Origin of the sequence: Kocuria sp. HMSC066H03 (assembly GCF_001812045.1) — a bacterium.
Taxonomy (GTDB): Bacteria; Actinomycetota; Actinomycetes; order Actinomycetales; family Micrococcaceae; genus Kocuria; species Kocuria rhizophila.
Genome location: NZ_KV807506.1, coordinates 185,594 through 202,352 on the forward strand (window position 1 = coordinate 185,594; position 16,759 = coordinate 202,352).

General features: G+C 61.6%; 13 protein-coding genes. 4 read left to right on the forward strand and 9 right to left on the reverse strand.

Features of this window, described 5'->3' with window-relative positions; translation table 11 throughout:
* The first annotated feature begins 35 nt into the window (after positions 1-35).
* Positions 36-422, forward strand: a complete 387-nt coding sequence (locus HMPREF2833_RS04285; protein WP_371441076.1) for a DUF6932 family protein — start codon at positions 36-38, stop codon at positions 420-422.
* Between the two features lie 660 nt (positions 423-1,082).
* Here HMPREF2833_RS04285 and HMPREF2833_RS12670 read toward each other — a convergent pair.
* The 4 genes from HMPREF2833_RS12670 to HMPREF2833_RS04310 all read right to left on the reverse strand — a co-directional run bounded on the left by HMPREF2833_RS12670 (position 1,083) and on the right by HMPREF2833_RS04310 (position 4,736).
* A complete protein-coding gene (locus HMPREF2833_RS12670) occupies positions 1,083-1,937 on the reverse strand; it encodes a hypothetical protein (RefSeq protein WP_229565482.1) in 855 nt (284 codons plus the stop codon).
* Between the two features lie 224 nt (positions 1,938-2,161).
* Positions 2,162-2,470, reverse strand: coding sequence for a hypothetical protein (locus tag HMPREF2833_RS04300; protein ID WP_012397801.1), 309 nt, complete (start codon positions 2,468-2,470; stop codon positions 2,162-2,164).
* Positions 2,467-4,380 carry a heavy metal translocating P-type ATPase gene (locus HMPREF2833_RS04305; RefSeq protein WP_070637538.1) on the reverse strand — a complete coding sequence of 638 codons (1,914 nt, stop codon included), beginning with the start codon at positions 4,378-4,380 and terminating at the stop codon, positions 2,467-2,469. The genes HMPREF2833_RS04300 and HMPREF2833_RS04305 overlap by 4 nt, the downstream gene beginning before the upstream one ends.
* Positions 4,377-4,736, reverse strand: coding sequence for a Cd(II)/Pb(II)-sensing metalloregulatory transcriptional regulator CmtR (locus HMPREF2833_RS04310; protein ID WP_039101681.1), 360 nt, complete (start codon positions 4,734-4,736; stop codon positions 4,377-4,379). Before HMPREF2833_RS04310 ends, HMPREF2833_RS04305 begins: the two co-directional genes overlap by 4 nt.
* 786 nt (positions 4,737-5,522) lie before the next feature.
* Between HMPREF2833_RS04310 and HMPREF2833_RS12335 the strand changes: the two genes are divergently transcribed.
* The 3 genes from HMPREF2833_RS12335 (at position 5,523) to HMPREF2833_RS04315 (ending at position 8,685) form a co-directional block, all read left to right on the forward strand.
* Entirely contained in the window at positions 5,523-5,972 is a 450-nt protein-coding gene (locus tag HMPREF2833_RS12335) for a hypothetical protein (RefSeq protein WP_141756158.1), read from the forward strand.
* Between the two features lie 416 nt (positions 5,973-6,388).
* The gene (locus HMPREF2833_RS12110; RefSeq protein ID WP_082019309.1) at positions 6,389-7,438 is read left to right on the forward strand and encodes a serine/threonine-protein kinase; all 1,050 of its coding nucleotides are present in this window, start codon (positions 6,389-6,391) and stop codon (positions 7,436-7,438) included.
* Between the two features lie 554 nt (positions 7,439-7,992).
* Positions 7,993-8,685, forward strand: coding sequence for a hypothetical protein (locus HMPREF2833_RS04315; protein ID WP_039101680.1), 693 nt, complete (start codon positions 7,993-7,995; stop codon positions 8,683-8,685).
* 119 nt (positions 8,686-8,804) lie between these two features.
* On the opposite strand, the gene HMPREF2833_RS12115 is transcribed toward HMPREF2833_RS04315, so the two are convergent.
* The 5 genes from HMPREF2833_RS12115 to HMPREF2833_RS04330 all read right to left on the reverse strand — a co-directional run bounded on the left by HMPREF2833_RS12115 (position 8,805) and on the right by HMPREF2833_RS04330 (position 16,711).
* Positions 8,805-9,932: an AbiH family protein gene (locus tag HMPREF2833_RS12115; RefSeq protein ID WP_083310930.1), complete on the reverse strand. Its 1,128-nt coding sequence runs from the start codon at positions 9,930-9,932 to the stop codon at positions 8,805-8,807.
* Positions 9,933-10,026: 94 nt separating this feature from the next.
* Entirely contained in the window at positions 10,027-12,936 is a 2,910-nt protein-coding gene (locus HMPREF2833_RS04320) for a type I restriction endonuclease subunit R (protein WP_246829080.1), read from the reverse strand.
* A gap of 26 nt (positions 12,937-12,962) precedes the next feature.
* Positions 12,963-14,009 (reverse strand): restriction endonuclease subunit S, encoded by a 1,047-nt coding sequence (locus tag HMPREF2833_RS12340; protein WP_141756159.1) that lies wholly within the window; start codon positions 14,007-14,009, stop codon positions 12,963-12,965.
* 329 nt (positions 14,010-14,338) lie between these two features.
* Positions 14,339-16,276 (reverse strand): type I restriction-modification system subunit M, encoded by a 1,938-nt coding sequence (locus tag HMPREF2833_RS04325; RefSeq protein ID WP_237573778.1) that lies wholly within the window; start codon positions 16,274-16,276, stop codon positions 14,339-14,341.
* A 219-nt stretch (positions 16,277-16,495) separates the two neighbouring features.
* Positions 16,496-16,711, reverse strand: coding sequence for a helix-turn-helix domain-containing protein (locus HMPREF2833_RS04330; protein ID WP_039102318.1), 216 nt, complete (start codon positions 16,709-16,711; stop codon positions 16,496-16,498).
* Positions 16,712-16,759 lie beyond the last annotated feature (48 nt).

The window sequence follows — 16,759 nt, forward strand, 5'->3', positions numbered from 1 at the left end:
CAGTCCCTACCGACGGCATCCGCTCTGTCGTCCCCGTGGTGTGCGTATGGGTGGGTGGCAGCTTCCTTACCGACAAGATCGATCCTGACGACATCGACCTCGTCTACTGGGGCGAAGACGTGCTCGTTGACCAGGTGACCGACCCCAAGGATCGGTACATCCTGCAGATGTTCGGGATGAACCAGGTCCGGCCAGCGACGGGCCTGCGCGTTGATACTCGATACTGCCTATGGCACGTGTTCCCCGAGGCGGACCGCGCCCACTCAGTCGAGCACCAGTCATATGCGTTGAATCGTGGCTACTGGGATGACTTCTGGATGCGCAAGCGCAACGGCGCGAAGGAAGATCCTCCGCAACGGCCGGATGCCCTACCGCAGCGCGGCTACTTCGAAGTGACTCTGGACGGTTTCCATGGCGTTTGACTGGGAGCAGTTCAAGGCCAACGTCCAAGGCGAAGCTGAGTGGCAGGACGCAGATGATCTTGCGCGCATGAGCATCGAGACTCTGCGCGCTGAGCACGGCTTGCTGCGGCGCGACGCTTCTTCAGGGTCTCTGCGCCTGACTGGGCCAGGAATCACGATCCACTCGGGAGCGATCGACGGGATTGCTGACACGCTTCGCAATTTTCAGCGCCTGGTGCTTGCGACAGGCCTCGCGGTGAAGGGGCACAAGTCGTTGCGTGGGCAACCGCCCGCCGACGTCGTCTCGAAGACCCGACTGAACCTCAATGGTTCACCACTGCCGGGAAGCCTCATCCTGCAGATCGTGCCGACGACTTTGCCAGCGGACGAGATCTCACCCGATGGCCAAGTCGGGCTGTTCGGAGACGACAATGCAGAGCCCCAGTTGATCGACACCGCCATGAAGCGAGCACTGGGACTGCTCGAGGACGGACGTCGTCTCGGCCCAGATGCCGACACCAGTGACTTCTTGGCGCGCATCCGCGAGTACGGACCGCGCGTCGCCACGACGTTGCGCGACTTCTCGACAGGTCTGGTGAAATCAGGGTTCGAGCCTGATCTCACTTGGTCCCAGCCTCGCCAGGCGCGCCTGCGCACGCGCCTCTCCACGGCTGAACTCGCTCACATTGGAGAGCTCATCGCTTCTCGGGAACTCGAGCTCGAGCCGACCACCATCCGCGGCATCGTGCGGACTGTCAGCGAGATCAGCGCTTGGCAGCTGGAGATCGAGGACGGCGAGATCGTCAAGATCGACGCGAAGAAGATCCCTGCGGCGAACACTGCAACGCTGCGCACCGGCATGTCAGTTTCAGTCGATGTGTCAGTCACGGAAGAAACCGGCCCTGCCGGCGAAGTTAAGCCTAAGTACACGGCGACGTCGTTCACAGTGCTGAGCAACCCGTAAGGCCGAGTCGTTACACCACATCTAGTCCAACGGCTGGATCCGGAGGTTGGTCCGCGGCGGCAAATCCCAGCCGTGACGCGCATGAATTTCCCTACCAACTCTTCCGCGTTGACCTGGAGCTTGGCAAGTGCAGCCGCGTCGTGGCCGACTGATCGTAAATGGCGCAGGTTGCTGCTCAGCGCGTGCGCCCAACTCATCAGCGGGTCGAGGTTCGCCACCCGCCGCTCAACGGTGTCGCCGGGCTTGGCGGCCTCCATCACCTGGCGGCCGATGGTCGCGCCCAGCGTGCGCTCGGCCTCCAGCCACGAGTCGATACCATCCCAGCCGTCGAGCTGGTCGACGAGCGCGATCGACGTGATGCGCAGGTTGGCGAGCCGCTCCCCCACCGGCTCGGCCGTCGGATCGAACCCGATTAGGCGCTGCACGGCTTCCTGCACCGCGAACCAGCGTGCGTCCTCGGCCGCCTTGCGCGACTCGGCGAGTGCCTCGTTCGCGCGCTTGTTCGCTTGGTAAGTGCCGACGCCGGCGATCAGCAGCGACAGGGCCGAGATCACCAGCGCGAGGACATCCATGGCTCGATCCTGCCACTACAAGAAGCAGTTCCTGAAGCACTTCCGGCTATTGCTTGCCCGAGGCGCGTCAGCCGACTAACCCGCGCTCACTACGATGCTCCGCGCGGCGACCAATCCCTACAGCGCGAATCTCCACTCCACCGATTTCCGGTACATACCACCCTCTTGAGGTGTGCAGTGAAGCGCTCGGCCCCGCGTCCGGGACCGACAGCTTGCGTTCGACGTCAACGATAGGTCTCGTGCAACGCCTCCTCGATCTGAGACGGAGTCGGTGCACCGGCGTACCCGCGCTCAGTCGCGTAGACCCGGCACGCGAGCGAGCGAACCGGTTGCGTCGGAAACAGGTCGACGCCGTCGACGAGGATCGTGGGCGAGCCTCCGAATCGGGTGTTCGCCGCTTCGGTCTCGGTGTGGATCGTTACCAGCTCGATGGGCACTTCCGCGAGCTCGGCGGCATCCAGCGCGGCGCGCGCGTTTGCTTCGGCGATGGCCGTGTTCGGGCAGTCGACGATGTGCAGCAGTTCGACCTTCATACGATCTGCTCCTTCCGGGTCCGGGCCGCGCGCAAGCCATTGAGGATCACGACGACCTCCGCGATCTCGTGCACGAGCACCACGGCAGCGAGTCCCAGGACGCCGAAGAGGGCGAGCGGGAGCAGGGCGATGATGATCAGCAGCGACAGGATGATGTTCTGGTTGATGATGTGCCGTCCGCGCCGGGCATGGTCGAACGCGCGCGGCAGCAGCCGCAGGTCGTGCCCGGTGAACGCGACATCGGCCGACTCGATCGCGGCATCCGACCCGGTCGCGCCCATCGCGATCCCGATGTCCGCGGCGGCGAGGGCGGGGGCGTCGTTGATGCCGTCGCCGATCATCGCCACCGAACCATGCTGGCCGAGCTCAGCGATCGCAGCGGCCTTGTCCTCGGGGCGCAGCTCGGCGCGCACGTCCTCGATCCCGGCCTGCGCCGCGAGAGCGCGGGCGGTGCGGGCGTTGTCGCCGGTGAGCATCGTGACCCCGATGCACTGCGCGGCGAGCGTGCGGACGACCTCCGGGACCTCCAGGCGCAGCTCGTCGCGGACGCCGATCGCAGCGACCGGCTCGCCGTCGCGGTGCACGATGACGACCGTCATGCCCTGCTCCTCCAGCCCTGCGACCCGGTCGCCGAGCGTCCCGGCGTCCAGCCAGCGGGGGCTGCCGACCGTGATCCGCGCGCCGTCGAGCTTGCCCTCGATGCCGTGCCCGGCCTGCTCGGTCACGTCCTCGGCTACTGAGGCCCCCGGCGCGGCGGCGGTGATCGCGGCCGCGAGCGGGTGGGTGCTGTGTTGCTCCAGCGCGGCCGCCCACGCCAGCGCCTGCGCCTCGGTGGTCCCGTCGGCGGTGAGAACGGCGGTGACGAGGGGCTCGTTTCGGGTGAGGGTGCCGGTCTTGTCGACGGCGACGTGGCGGATCACGCCGAAGCGCTCGAACGCGGCACCGGACTTGATGATCACGCCGAACTTGCTCGCCGAGCCGATCGCGGCGACCACGGTCAGCGGCACGGAGATCGCCAGCGCGCACGGCGACGCCGCCACGAGGACGACCAGGGCGCGAGTGACCCACAGCTCGGGGTCGCCGAACAGCGAACCGATCAGCGCCACCAGGACGGCGAGGACGAGCACACCAGGGACGAGGGGTCGAGCGATGCGGTCGGCGAGGCGGGCGCGGTCTCCCTTCTCGGCCTGCGCCTGCTCAACGAGCTCCACGATCGTGGTCAGCGAGTTGTCGGTGCCCGCCGCGGTCGTCTCGACTTCCAGCGCGCCGGCGGAGTTGATTGCACCGGCCGAGACTGCATCTCCCAGCTCGACCTCGACCGGGATCGACTCTCCAGTGATCGCAGACGTATCCAAACTCGAACGACCCGTGACCACGACGCCGTCGGTCGCGATCCGTTCGCCCGGCCGCACCAGCATCAGCTGGCCCACCTGGAGGTCTTTCGCGGCGACCTCGACCGACGCGCCGTCGCGGCGGATGGTCGCTGTCTCAGGGACGAGCTTGAGCAGCGCCCGGAGCCCGCCGCGGGCGCGGTCCATCGCCTTGTCCTCCAGCGCCTCAGCGATCGAGTACAGGAACGCCAGGGCCGCGGCCTCCTCGACGTAGCCGAGGATCACCGCGCCAATGGCGCTGATCGTCATCAGCAGGCTGATGCCGAGCTTGCGCTTGAACAGTTTGCGGATCGCGCCCGGGGTGAACGTCGACGCTCCCAGCAGCAGACCGAGCCAGAACAGCACCAGCGCCAGGATCTCGAGCCCGGACCACTCCAGGACGAGACCGGTCAGGAAAGCGACGCCGGAGAGGACCGGGACCATGATCCCGCGGTCCCGCCACCAGGGTCGCTCCTGCACCTCCTCAACTGCTTCGCCGACCGTGGTCTCGGGCTCGTCGCAGCCGCACGCCGCGCTCATGCGCCTGCCCCCGTCCCGCAGCAGCCCGGCACCGGGCACTGGTCATCAACGCATGGCGCGTGCTCGTCGACGGCCAGCGTCACATCCACGAGCGCCGTGAGCGCCGCAGCGAGGTGCGGGTCGGCGATCTCGTAGCGCGTCTGCCGTCCCTCGGGCTCGGCGGCCACGATGCCACAGTCGCGCAGACAGGTCAGGTGGTTCGACACGTTCGACCGGGTCAGCTCCAGCTCGCGCGACAGCACCGCCGGATAGCTCGGGCCGTCGAGCAGGGTCATCAGGATCCGGGATCGCGTCGGGTCCGCCATGGCTCGGCCGAGCCGGTTCATGACGTCGAGGCGTGAAGCAATGGTCAGCATGCACTGAACTATACAGTGACTGCTGACCTATTTTGGTCATCGCATCGGCAGGTCAGACCACTCAATCGACGCCAGAGGTTATACGGCGAAACGAAATTCCACCGCGTTCCGGTGATTTCGGAACCTTTGGTGCTGAGGCTGTCCCAGGAGCGGCTGGAAGCGAGTTTCCAGGTCTCTGACCTGGGGTCTTGGCTCAGCTGGAGCACTTGTATCCAGGCTAGCAGTCGAGGGTCATCTGGGTCCTACAGAACTCTGGTTGGGGCTGAGATTGGACAGGCTGTACATCTGGTGACCTCTTGGCGGCATGTCGACGAAAACGTCTCCTGACGTGGAATCGACGCTGATCTGCGCAGCGGGGATTGGGGAGATCCGCCAGATGCGAATGCCGAGGTCTGAGGCGAGGCCTGCAGCTGTCAGCACGTCTGAAGGGAGGGCCCCGAGTCGGGGTGAGCTTCGGTCGCCCTCCGGGCTTTCGCCCAGAGCGCGTCAGGACTGTGCTCACGCCCCCGTCGCCTCATGGACTACCACTGGAGCAGCGTGTGAACAGCAACCCGAGTCGTTACGGCTATGCCGTCGCGTGCCGCGCCCATGCGCGTGACGCGGTGGGTTCGATGGACTTGGTCGCGATCACCACTTCTGACAACGAGGCCGCCGAGCCCTTCGGCAGGCCCGGAGCCGGGACCTTAAAGATTGCACGAACCTCCGGTGCCTCCAGAGGCTCGACCCCTGACGCGATAGTCTCAACCAATCCAGCATCGTTACGGTGAGGAATGGAAGGAGACCGTCGTGGACCTTATAAGCATCATGAATCGCGGCTCAGCAGTTGTTCGCGAGAATAATGCGGCCGACCAGCTGCGGCGCTCGGCCGAGGCTCTGGTGAGTGCAGCGTCTGCATACGAAGGCTTCGGCGTGGTCCCCGCCAGTCCTCAGGCCGAGCGAGTGCTCGGGGCAGCGATGATGCTAGCTCCGACCATGCATGGCAACAGCGATGGTCCATCGATCGTATTCGACGTGAACTTCGCAAGTGGAACCTTGCTCGCCCGCGCAGCTCGACGCTTACGGGACCACGGTAATCAATCACCGCTCGTCGGCGTCGTGCTCAACCTACTGGTCGATGCAAGCAACGAGATTCATGTCGCAGAGCTCGATTATGTCCACGTCGAGCCGACGCGAGCCCCGCTACGGCAGGAGGACCAGCGCGGCGTAGACCGCGTCGCGGTACTTGGGCACTGCTAGACCCGCTGCGGTAGCTTCCAAGTCGGCTTTCTTCTTTCCCGCTAGCGTCGCTAAGCCTTGGGCGTCCTTGGCCTCCACCCGGACGTCCACGACCTCATGCATGACGAAGAGAAGAGCTCCCTCTGCATGAGCTCGGTGAAATCCCGCACGGTTCCTACGCGCAACTGGGGATGCACCTGCAGTCTTGATCACGGCAGCGTCGAACGACAACCCCGGGAGTCGCCCTTGGAGGAGTCGAGCCAGGCTGACCGCTTGCGCGCCGGGCTCAGTCTCCATCGTCTTGAGCGTAAAACTCTCAACGAGAGCAGGGCCAGACGGCTGCTGTTCGACGGTCGCGACGTAGACCTTTGGGCTCCCAGCCGCGGGATCCACAGATACTCCCAACACACGCATACGCAGACCCTATCCTTTGACATGTGAACTTGTCGGAGTTGCCCCTGGGAACGACCATAAACGACCGCTACGAGCTAGTAGGCAGCCTCGGAACTGGGGCCGGCGGCTCCGTCTACGCAGCTCACGACAGACACCTCGATGCTCTGATCGCGGTGAAACTGCTCAACCCATCGGAGGAGGGTTCGACGGGCCCCTGGCACGAGGCCCAACTGCTCGAGCAACTTAAGTCGCGATTCCTGCTCAATGTATTGAATGCCGAAATCGTAATTAACAGCGATATTCGGTTCATCGTCACTCCTGTAATGAGCGGTGGCGACCTGGAAGAAATTGCCAAACCGAATGGCCTGCCCCCATCGACGGCTGCTCACCTAGTGCAACAAATCGCTTCGGGACTCGACCGCATCCACCGAGCTCGCATGGTTCATCGGGACGTCAAGCCTGGCAACGTCCTGGTAAGCAGCGATGAGGCAGTCCTTGGCGACCTGGGCTTCTGCCACCTCCTGGGTGACGATGAAACAGCACCCCCGAACGGAACCTTCTGCACGGTTGCCCCTGAGGTACTCGGCGAGAATGGCAAATGCTCGCCAGCGAGCGATGTCTATTCCCTGGCTGCGACGGCATATTACCTACTGAGCGGCGAGTATCCGGTTGACCACCGGATCTCGAAACAAGAACAGCATGATCTGATCGCGACTGGTTCGATCCGCGAGCTTCGCAGCATCGCGCCGCACGTGTCTCGAGCGGTCGGAGCGGTAGTACGCAAGTCACTCAAACGTGACCCGACACAACGCCATGCGAGCGCAACAGAGTTCGGCAATGCTTTGGTGAGCGCCGCCCAGGGAAGCCGAGACTGGTACCGCGTGACGCATGCAGGGCACTTGCATTGCGTCGTGGGGTCGAGCCATGGCGCTAAGAAAGAGATTCAAGTCTGCTGCACCCAAATCGACAAGCGATCGGTCGAAGTCTGTGCCCGGATGTCAGGAAGCGGACGTCAGCTTCCCGGCAGGCCAGACACCCGTGTCACACCGGGAAAGCTAACCGTTACACTTCAGCAATTGACAGCAAGCCTCTGAAACCGGCCCGCGGTCGCGTGGGCCACGAAGCATCGATTCACAGCGAGAAATTCCATTCGAACAAACTCCGGTATGGACCAGCCTGCGCGTTGAGCAGGTCCGCCCTAGGCTTTGAGCGCTGCACAAAGGCAGATCCGTGCCAGCTGGAGCGTCGTACACCAAGCTTGAGCCGACGCTGCACCGGTGGGACGCTAGGCGGGCCGGCAGGGCACGATTAGACGGACCACGCTGCACTCACGAGTCAGCTGACCCTCGGGGCGCGATCACAGGTTCGGCCGACCACCGACGCATTTCCAGGTACGGACATTCGCCGCCATGGTTCCCCGAGTCGCATGCGTGAGGCCCTTCGTGGTGGTGCCAGCCGCCGGAGCGCCCAAGCTCCTCAGACCAGTGCTCGCAGCGGATGACCTTCGGCGTGCGCTCGGTGTCATCAGTAGTCATGGGTCCATCCTTCCACTCGAGGAGGCCAGTTCCACGTTCTCTCGTTCATGGCAAGGCGAGCGATGTCCGAACCCATCGATAGCGTGAGCCTGAAACGGCTAAGGAGGCCCGGCATGAGTATGGTTCCCACTGCTATATCGCGACTCGGCGAGGACGACTCACGTGAATCGCAGAATCTGCGCGCTGTGAAGTGGCTCCTGGCACAGGATGGTGGCCCGATAGTCATCGTGACCCCACGGCGTGCTGTTGAAAGTGAGTGCTTGGCTCGTCTGACTTCGCACCCGCGAGTGCGTCACTATGCATGGCGCGGACACAGTGGCGGCTTCTATGACGGCCAGCGGGTGCTATACGCCTGGCCCGATCGACAGCGCCTGAACAAGATCTGGAACGTTGACGCTGACGCGATCGCTGTCATCGAGTGGAGCACTGAGGAAACGGCCGCGTGGGTTGAAGACGTCAACCCCGTGCAGCTGTATCCGGGGCGCACCATCGAGCCGCAGCACGGACATCTGGCAACTCTCGATCCGCTACCGAACGGAGTGGATGCCATCCTCGAACATGTCGCTGCGATGGCAGCTGGCTACTCAACAGGCTTGAAGTGGAACGAGGAGGACCAGCTCAAAGCGGACATGATGAACCGGCCCGATCGATGGGCCGACGTGACCGTCGAGCAAGTACGAGCGAAGTGCCGACAGCTCGGCATGCGCGGCAAGGACGTCGATATCATCGCCGACTTCGTGCAACGGCGCAAAGACGGCCGGCGTTTCAACGTTCGGTCGTCCTATCGAACTTTCGAGTTCAACTGAGCGACGAGAGCTCCTGCGTTCCCCCGCCCGAGATCACGCGCTATCGCTTCCGCGGAGTTTGCGAATCGGCCAGAATTCCGCATCGACTCGGATCCTTCGTTATTCGCGCCTAGGTCCCGCTAATGGGGAAGCGTCGCGTGATTGGTATTCAGCCAAGCGCGCTCTGTATTGTCGTCGTACAGCACCACACGAACTCTCTCCTCAAGCAATTCGACTACTCCGTCGTGTGCGGCGAACCCCGCCGCGCTTGCGAGCTTGTCACGTAGCCCGGCGGCCGTAAGGCCAGTATCTGCAGTCCCGCGACGCCAGTACAGAATTAGATCTGCGCGCTCGTTCTGGCGAAGACCGTCCACGATGGAACGCCACCACCAGCGATCTGTCTCCCCCAGAGAACAGCCGAATATGATGAACAAATCGGTGGTCGAAAATAGGTCACCATATTTCAGATTATTCTGTGCCCAGTACGGCTTTGATAGCTTTCGTGCGCGACGATTGGACACCTCGTCGACACCGAACAGCAACGATCTCGGCGTCGATTGGATGCCATGCGGGTGAACAACCTCTGAAACGAGGTATGACACCATCCTGAACCCAGCACGTTCACGCGCACCCTCGTGTCCACGCGGATTGGGACGGAATGTGATGTTCCGATCAGACGTCTCGTACGGGTGAGGCTCAAATTGGTCTTGGTCCAGATAGACGAAGTCATCTAGAAGTGTTGTGTAGTTAAAGTTCACAAATTTGAAGTTAAACACATCACCAATATTTAGACGCGTAGGCAATTTCATCTTGTGGTACTCGTCAGCTTCAGCAACGTCGCCAAGAAACTCAGTGAAGCTAAAGACTGTGAGCTCATGTTCAACAGCCGCTTCACCTAGCTGAGAAAGGACATCCGGCGTCGCCACCCCGTCCAGGAAGTTCGCAAACTCTCGCTGCACCTCTTTCAGATCGGCCGCAATGGCATCCGGAGCTACACGATCAGTCAGGTGAAGCTCACCAATCGCACGTTCAACATCGCTCCAGTCTTCAGCTCCGCTGCTGCGCAGAGATTCCATCCGACCAAGGATGCGATTGGATGGGTTAAACTTTCTATACTTCAAGAAGTGGTAGAAGGATTCATATCGCGTATCCGTTAGCGAACCTAATGAGGTTAGCACCTGAATGTCGAATCCGTTCCCAACTAAGGCCAACACGTTGTATTGGTTTCGCGCCTCGTCGAACCTCGAGCGAAAGTCCTCATAGGACATGCGAAACTCCTTCGGGAAGCTTGACTGTCAAGTTAGGTCATTCTGGAAGGTCAACCGAAGGCGGTAGCACACCGGTGAGCTTGGTGGCTGACGTTCAGGCGCTCTTCCGGTAGGTCGCGTTGAATACCGCGTTCGCAAGCCACTGCTTGAAGCTGCTGTTGTCCTGGAACTCCTTGAAGAGCTGAGTATCGTCGGAGATGAGGCGCAGCATTACCTGGCTAAGTGCGCGGTCGCTCTCGACGCGGGCGTTTACTGGATCGTCGTTGGCCTGCGCATTCTTGTAGGCCTCGTCCTCGGACACCAGCCGCGGGATCTCTTCGGTGATGAACCGTTGGACCCGGTCAGCATCGTTCCACTCGATGTTGCCGAAGTGATCGTTGAAGCTCCGGACGATCGCCGAGAGCCTCTCAAGCTCCGGATCCGAGAGGTGTCCTCCGCCGGCAGGCGGGATCGGCGCAAGAGTGCCGTCTTCGTCATCGAGCGCGATCTTCATCGCCTTGAGCTTCTCAGCGCGATACGACTCCAAGTCGATGTTCTCGAGGATTCCGGCGGCGAGATCCTCTTCCTTGGGAGCCGGCAGCTTGGGCACGAGGTGGTCAAGGAAGATCGATCGCTTCTCCCACTCAGCGCTGCCGTAGGGCAGGACGGTGGAGAGGAAGTTGTAGGTGCGAAGGAAGGCCTTGGCATCACCCTTGAACTTCACCTGGTCATCTTCGTCAGGGAGTTCGATGTACTCAGCAACGCTGGTGTCCAGCAGCGGGTCAAGCTGGTCGCGCCTCTCGCCCGCCAGGTACCGGCCGACGAACTCTTCGACTTGCTCAGGTGTGTAGATCCCGAATGCGTCGAGGTCGTTGACCAGGTCATGCAGCTTGTTGGCGTCCGTCTCTTCAGCCAGCACGGTCGTGCGGTAGTACGGTTCAAACGCGCGCTGAATCTCCTCAGCATCGTTGGCGAAGTCGAGAACGAAGGTGTCATGCTTCGCCGGATGTGCCCGGTTGAGCCTAGACAACGTCTGCACCGCTAGTACACCCGACAACGCCTTGTCCACGTACATCGTGTGGAGCAGTGGCTCGTCGTAACCGGTCTGGAACTTGTTCGCGACGACGAGAACCCGATTCGGGTCGGTCTTTACCTGCTCGGCGATCGCGTTGGAGGGGAAGCCATTCAAGCTTGCCTCGGTGACTTTCAGCCCCTTGTACTCGTGCTCCCCAGAGAAGGCGACGACTGCCCTGTACGGGCTCTTGCGGGCCGCGAGCGCGTCACGAATCGCATGGAAGTACTCGATGCACCGTGCGATCGACGAAGTTACGACCATTGCCCGCGCTTGGCCACCGATCTTCCGCTTCGCGACCACCTGAGCAAGGAAGTGATCGATCATGATGTCAGTCTTCTGAGCAATGGCGTGCTCGTTGCCCTCGACATATGCGCGCAGCTTCTTCGAGGCGCGCTTCGCATCGAACTCAGGGTCGTCCTCTACAGTCTTCATCAGCTTGTAGTAGCTGCCGACCGGCGTGTAGTTGGAGAGGACATCGACGATGAAGCCCTCCTGAATCGCCTGTTTCATGGTGTAGGAGTGGAATGGCCGGAAGCTCGTGCCTCCTTCGCCGTTGGGCACCGGTTCGCCGAACATCTCGAGCGTCTTGTTCTTCGGGGTCGCCGTGAACGCGAAGTAGCTGGCGTTCGGCAGCAGCTTCTTGCCCTCAATGATTCGGTTGATCTGGTCCTCAACGGCGTCGTCTTCGATGTCGTCGACACCGGCAAGAGCTCGAGAGACTGCTGCAGACGTCTTCGACCCCTGCGACGAGTGTGCCTCATCGATCACGATAGCGAACGTGCGGTCCCGATGGTCCGCTCCAATGTCATCCAGGATGTACGGGAACTTCTGCACCGTCGTGACGATGATCTTCTTGCCAGCCGAGATCGCCCGGCGCAGGTCCCCCGACCGATCCGCGTGGACAACCGTTGAGCCCACCTGCAGGAACGACTTGATGGTCTGGGTGAGCTGGTTGTCGAGGATGATGCGATCGGTGACGACGATGATCGAGTCGAATGCGATGCGACCGTCGTGGGTAGTCTCGGTCAGCTGGTGGGTCAGCCAGGCAATCGAGTTCGACTTGCCGCTACCTGCCGAGTGCTGGATCAAGTACCGGCGACCGGCTCCGTTCGCCTCGACATCTGCGAGCAATTTTCGGACGACGTCGAGCTGGTGGTAGCGCGGGAAGATCGCCTTCGAGACTTTCTTGCCGGTCTTCTGGTTCTTTTCAACGACGATCTGTGCGTAGTTCTCGATGATCCCCGCGAGGCTAAGCGGAGCAAGTACCTGCCGCCAGAGGTAGTCGGTCATCACGCCGTCGGGGTTCGGCGGGTTGCCGGCCCCGTCGTTGAAGCCCCGGTCGAAGGGGAGGAACCAGGAGGAAGCGCCCTTGAGCTGGGTGCAGAATCGGACTCGCTGGTCGTCGAGGGCGAAGTGCGCGATCGTCCGACCGAATGCGAACAGCGGCTCGCGGGCGTCTCGGTCGCGCTGATACTGCTGTACCGCGTCCTCGACCGTCTGGTTCGTGATGTTGTTCTTCAATTCGAACGTGAACACCGGCAGTCCGTTCACGAACGCGACGAGATCGACAGCGTCACCCGTGTTGCTCACGCTGTGATGCACCTGTCGTGTGACCACAAATCGGTTCGCCCCGAAGAGAGCGGTAGCCTTCGGGTTCGCCGCGTCAGGCGTCGGATAGTAGAGATCAACATGCAGACCGAGGTGATCGATGCCGTTGCGCAGCATATGCACAACGCCACGGCGCGTGATCTCCCCCTGAAGCCGCGCAAGGAACTTGTGACGTGCAGGCGTGTCCGAAGTAATGCCAAGCGGCTCCACGAGGTCGGGCTGGGTCGCCTCGATGAACTCGTTGAACTGGCCGAGATCGAGCGCGTAGGACGCGACGTAGTCGGCCGGCGCACCCTCGGCCCACCCACCGTCGACCATCTGGTCGACGATGAGTGCTTCCAAGCTCTCTTCATTGAGACGCCACATACTCACAACTCCCCTTCGCCTAGTACTTCGACAAGCTCCGCATCGGTCGTCAAGTTCCCGCTGGCAGACGATGCACTTGTGTCCGGCAACGTCGCAGCAATCTTGCGAACGTCAACCTGGCCGGTGACGACGTCCGCGATGAGTCGCATACGGAACTCTTGGAGCAGCGCGATCTCACGAGATGTGCGCGACCGTACCGGCAACGTCTCGGCGTAGTGCCTATTAATGTCACGAACAACCCGCCGCTGCTCCTCTAACGGTGGTAACGGCAACGCGATTGGCCCAAAATCTTCGTAATACAATCGCATGAATCCCGATGACCCAGTTCCTAGGCCGTTTGATCGCCGACGAAACTCCGCCATTGCCGCATCTGTCTTGAAGAGGTGCAGATAGAAGTGTGGATCGATTCCTTCCGCTACGGTCATCGTTGAGTAATCAGGACTCACTAATCCAGTCGTCTTAGCTACCCCAAAAAGACCGATAGCAGCGCGCATCCGGTTCATCACAAGTTCACCAGGTTGAACAATCTTGTAGCCGAGAAGATCGTCTGGAGGGATCGGGGTCTCTGTGAATTCGTTGGCGTCGACCAAGCCTTCACGCATCCGCAGTGAGAGGAGACCCTCTCGCCCACTCTTACTTCTCCGATCCACCTCCTTAAAGAGCCGCTTGGCTGGTGCAGATAACCACGTACGCGGCAGCCCACCCAACCAGGAAATCTCGCGACCCCCCGAGGCCATCGAGCTAAGGGAACCGGCAAGACTATTCTCGACCGACCTATCAAGCTCATCAAGTAAGGAGATGAGGCGGCGCTTGGCGGCAATGGCCTTGTCGATGCGGACGTTCGCGTGGGCGAGGTACTTGGCGATCGCGTCCTGATCTTCTAGCGGAGGTACCGGCACGAGCAGATTCCGTAGAGACGGGCCATGTAAATCTCGCTGGATGTCTCCTACGCCGCGCGATGCCATCACAAACTGGTCCACCATGACCGGGGCGCGGAACAAGTATTTTCCATACTGGGCACTGATGGTAGACGAGTTCCGCCAAATCACATACGCCGGGCTGATGATCCCGTGATGGTCCGATACGCCGACGGATCCACGCCAGGCTTGCTGGTTGTTTAGTACGAGATCACCTGGCCGCACTATTTGGTATGCGTCTAGCTGCTCACTAGGTGCGTGAACACGCCGTCCGCCTTCGGCGTACCGAATGACGCCTCTGTCCAGGTAGACAGACAAGAGTGGCAGGTCTGGCCGACCAGATGCGCTAACCTTTCGCCCTATTGACGCCAATCGCCTCCATTGCCAGGTGGATGGTATTCGCGGCAGCCTAGATTCGGGCCTTCCTCGATAAGCACCGTAGTTTGGCCAGTTGCGAAACATCAGTCCTCACCTGCGATCTCGGTGATAATGTCCTCAGTCTCTTCCTCCAGCGCGCGGATGTCGGCCTGGATCTCAGCCAGGGTGCGCATTGGCGCGGGCTTGTAGAAGTGACGGGCGAAAGAGATCTCGTAGCCGATCTTCGTCTTTGAGTCGTCGATCCAGGCATCAGTGGCGTAAGGCTCGACTTCACGACGGAAGAACCCTTCGATGCCGTCGGCATAGTCACCCGCGGGCTCGGTGAGCGGTACCTGTTCGGTGTCGCGCAACTCGGTATCAGACTCGTACTCGACGACGCGAGCGCGGCCGTCGATGACGGCTTCGTACCTCCCGTGCAACGGATCCGGCGTTGCCGCGTACGGCAGGGCCTTGCGGATGAGAGGCGGTGCGCTCGCATCGCGCACGCCGTTTTCCTTCAGCTGCTTGATCTCCTTCGCCGTGTAGACACGGTGTGGGTCGACACCGGCGATGCGGAGCGGACGTTCGATGGTGATCTTGTGGTATCCGAAGTCCACACCGTCGAATATCTTCGAGTGGTCAATGTCTTCGTACTCGTCGAATGCCTTGAACGCCTCGAGCACCTTGTCGGCGTCAGTTGAGCTGACCTCGACGCCCTTCTCGCCCAAGTTCTTGCGCAGCGGCGTGAACCAGGTCGTGGCGTCGATGAGCTGGACCTTGCCCTTGCGGCGATCTTCCTTGCGGTTGGAGAGCACCCACACGTACGTGGCGATGCCGGTGTTGTAGAACATCTTCAACGGCAGCGCGACGATCGCTTCGAGCCAGTCGTTCTCGATGATCCATCGTCGGATGTTGCTCTCGCCCTGGCCGGCATCACCGGTGAACAGCGAGGAGCCGTTGTGCACCGATGCGATCCGGGAACCAAGCTCGGTGCCCTGCTTCATCTTCGAGATCAGATTCGCGAGGAACATCAGCTGCCCGTCGCTGCTCCGCGTCACCAGCGAATACTCGCTGTCATTGTCGTGGTTGACAACGAACCGTGGGTCGATGATCTTCTTCGCGCCGCCGAGACGGTCCTGGTCGGTCTTCCAACTCTTGCCATACGGCGGGTTGGAGAGCATGAAGTCGAACTCCTGCCCCGCAAAGGCGTCGTTCGACAGGGTGGAGTACTCCGGACCGCCGACAATGTTGTCGGCCGCCTTGCCGTCGCCCTTGAGGATCAGGTCGGCCTTCGCAATCGCGTACGTTTCGGCGTTGATCTCCTGCCCGTAGAGGTGGGTCGAGACCTTCTTGCCGGACGACTCCGTGAGCCGGCGCAATGTCTCCTCGGCGACGGTCAGCATGCCACCGGTCCCCATCGCACCGTCGTAGAGCCGGTAGGTACCCGACGGGATCGTGTCCGCGATGGGTTCGAACATCAGCCGGGTCATCAGGCGCACAGCGTCACGCGGAGTCCAGTGCTCGCCGGCCTCTTCGTTGTTCTCCTCGTTGAAGCGGCGCACCAGCTCTTCGAAGACGGTGCCCATCCCGTGGTTGTCCATACCCGCTGGGGAGAGATCGAGGTCTGGAGCGAGGAACTTCTCGATCAACGCACCGAGCGCGTCAGCCTTCGTGAGCCGAGGAAGCTGGTTACGGAACTCGAAGTTGTCGATGATCTCCTGCACGTTGGGCGAGAAGCCGTCCAAGTAGGCCTCGAAGTTCTGCCGCAGGCGCGTCGAGTTCGACACGTGGCGCAAGTCCTGCAGCGAGAAACCGGACGTGTTGTAGAAGTCCTGCTTGGCCGCATCCCGCAGCGGTGCATCCTGGTCAGCGACGCCCGCCTCATCCAGCGTCTTCTTCATCGCCATCACTGCATCGCGCGTCGGGCCGAGGACACTGTCCAGACGACGCAGGACCGTGAAGGGAAGGATCACGTCCCGGTACTTGCCTCGGACATAGAGGTCACGGAGGACATCGTCAGCGATGTTCCAGATGAGCGCCACGATTCGAGAGTGGTTGATGGAGCTGTGTGGCACGGGAATCCTTCACTGGTGACTAGACAACCTGCCGAGCGGCGGAGCTGGCACTGGTAATGCCACCCAACACTGAAGGTAGACGGCACCACTGACATTCTCTCAGCTCGCGCGAGACGTTGTATGCCCAGACAGGATCCGCGCAACACCACCCCGCTCGCCACACAAGAGCGGCTCAAGCACCGACCGTCATCGACGAACGATCAGGGACTGAGCCTCGACCTCGAGCTGCTCAGCGAGAGCATCCACCGAATCCAGAGTGAGGTTCCGCTCCCCACGCTCGATACCAGCGAGGTACCGAGTCGACACACCGAGCTCTTCAGCAAGACCTTCCTGCGATAGCCGACGCGCAAGGCGCAGATCGCGCACCTGCGCTCCGAGCACCCTCTTCAGCGGATCTGTCACACATCCAGCCTCAGGTCTGGTAGTCATGACTTCCAGGAAGTTATCGCT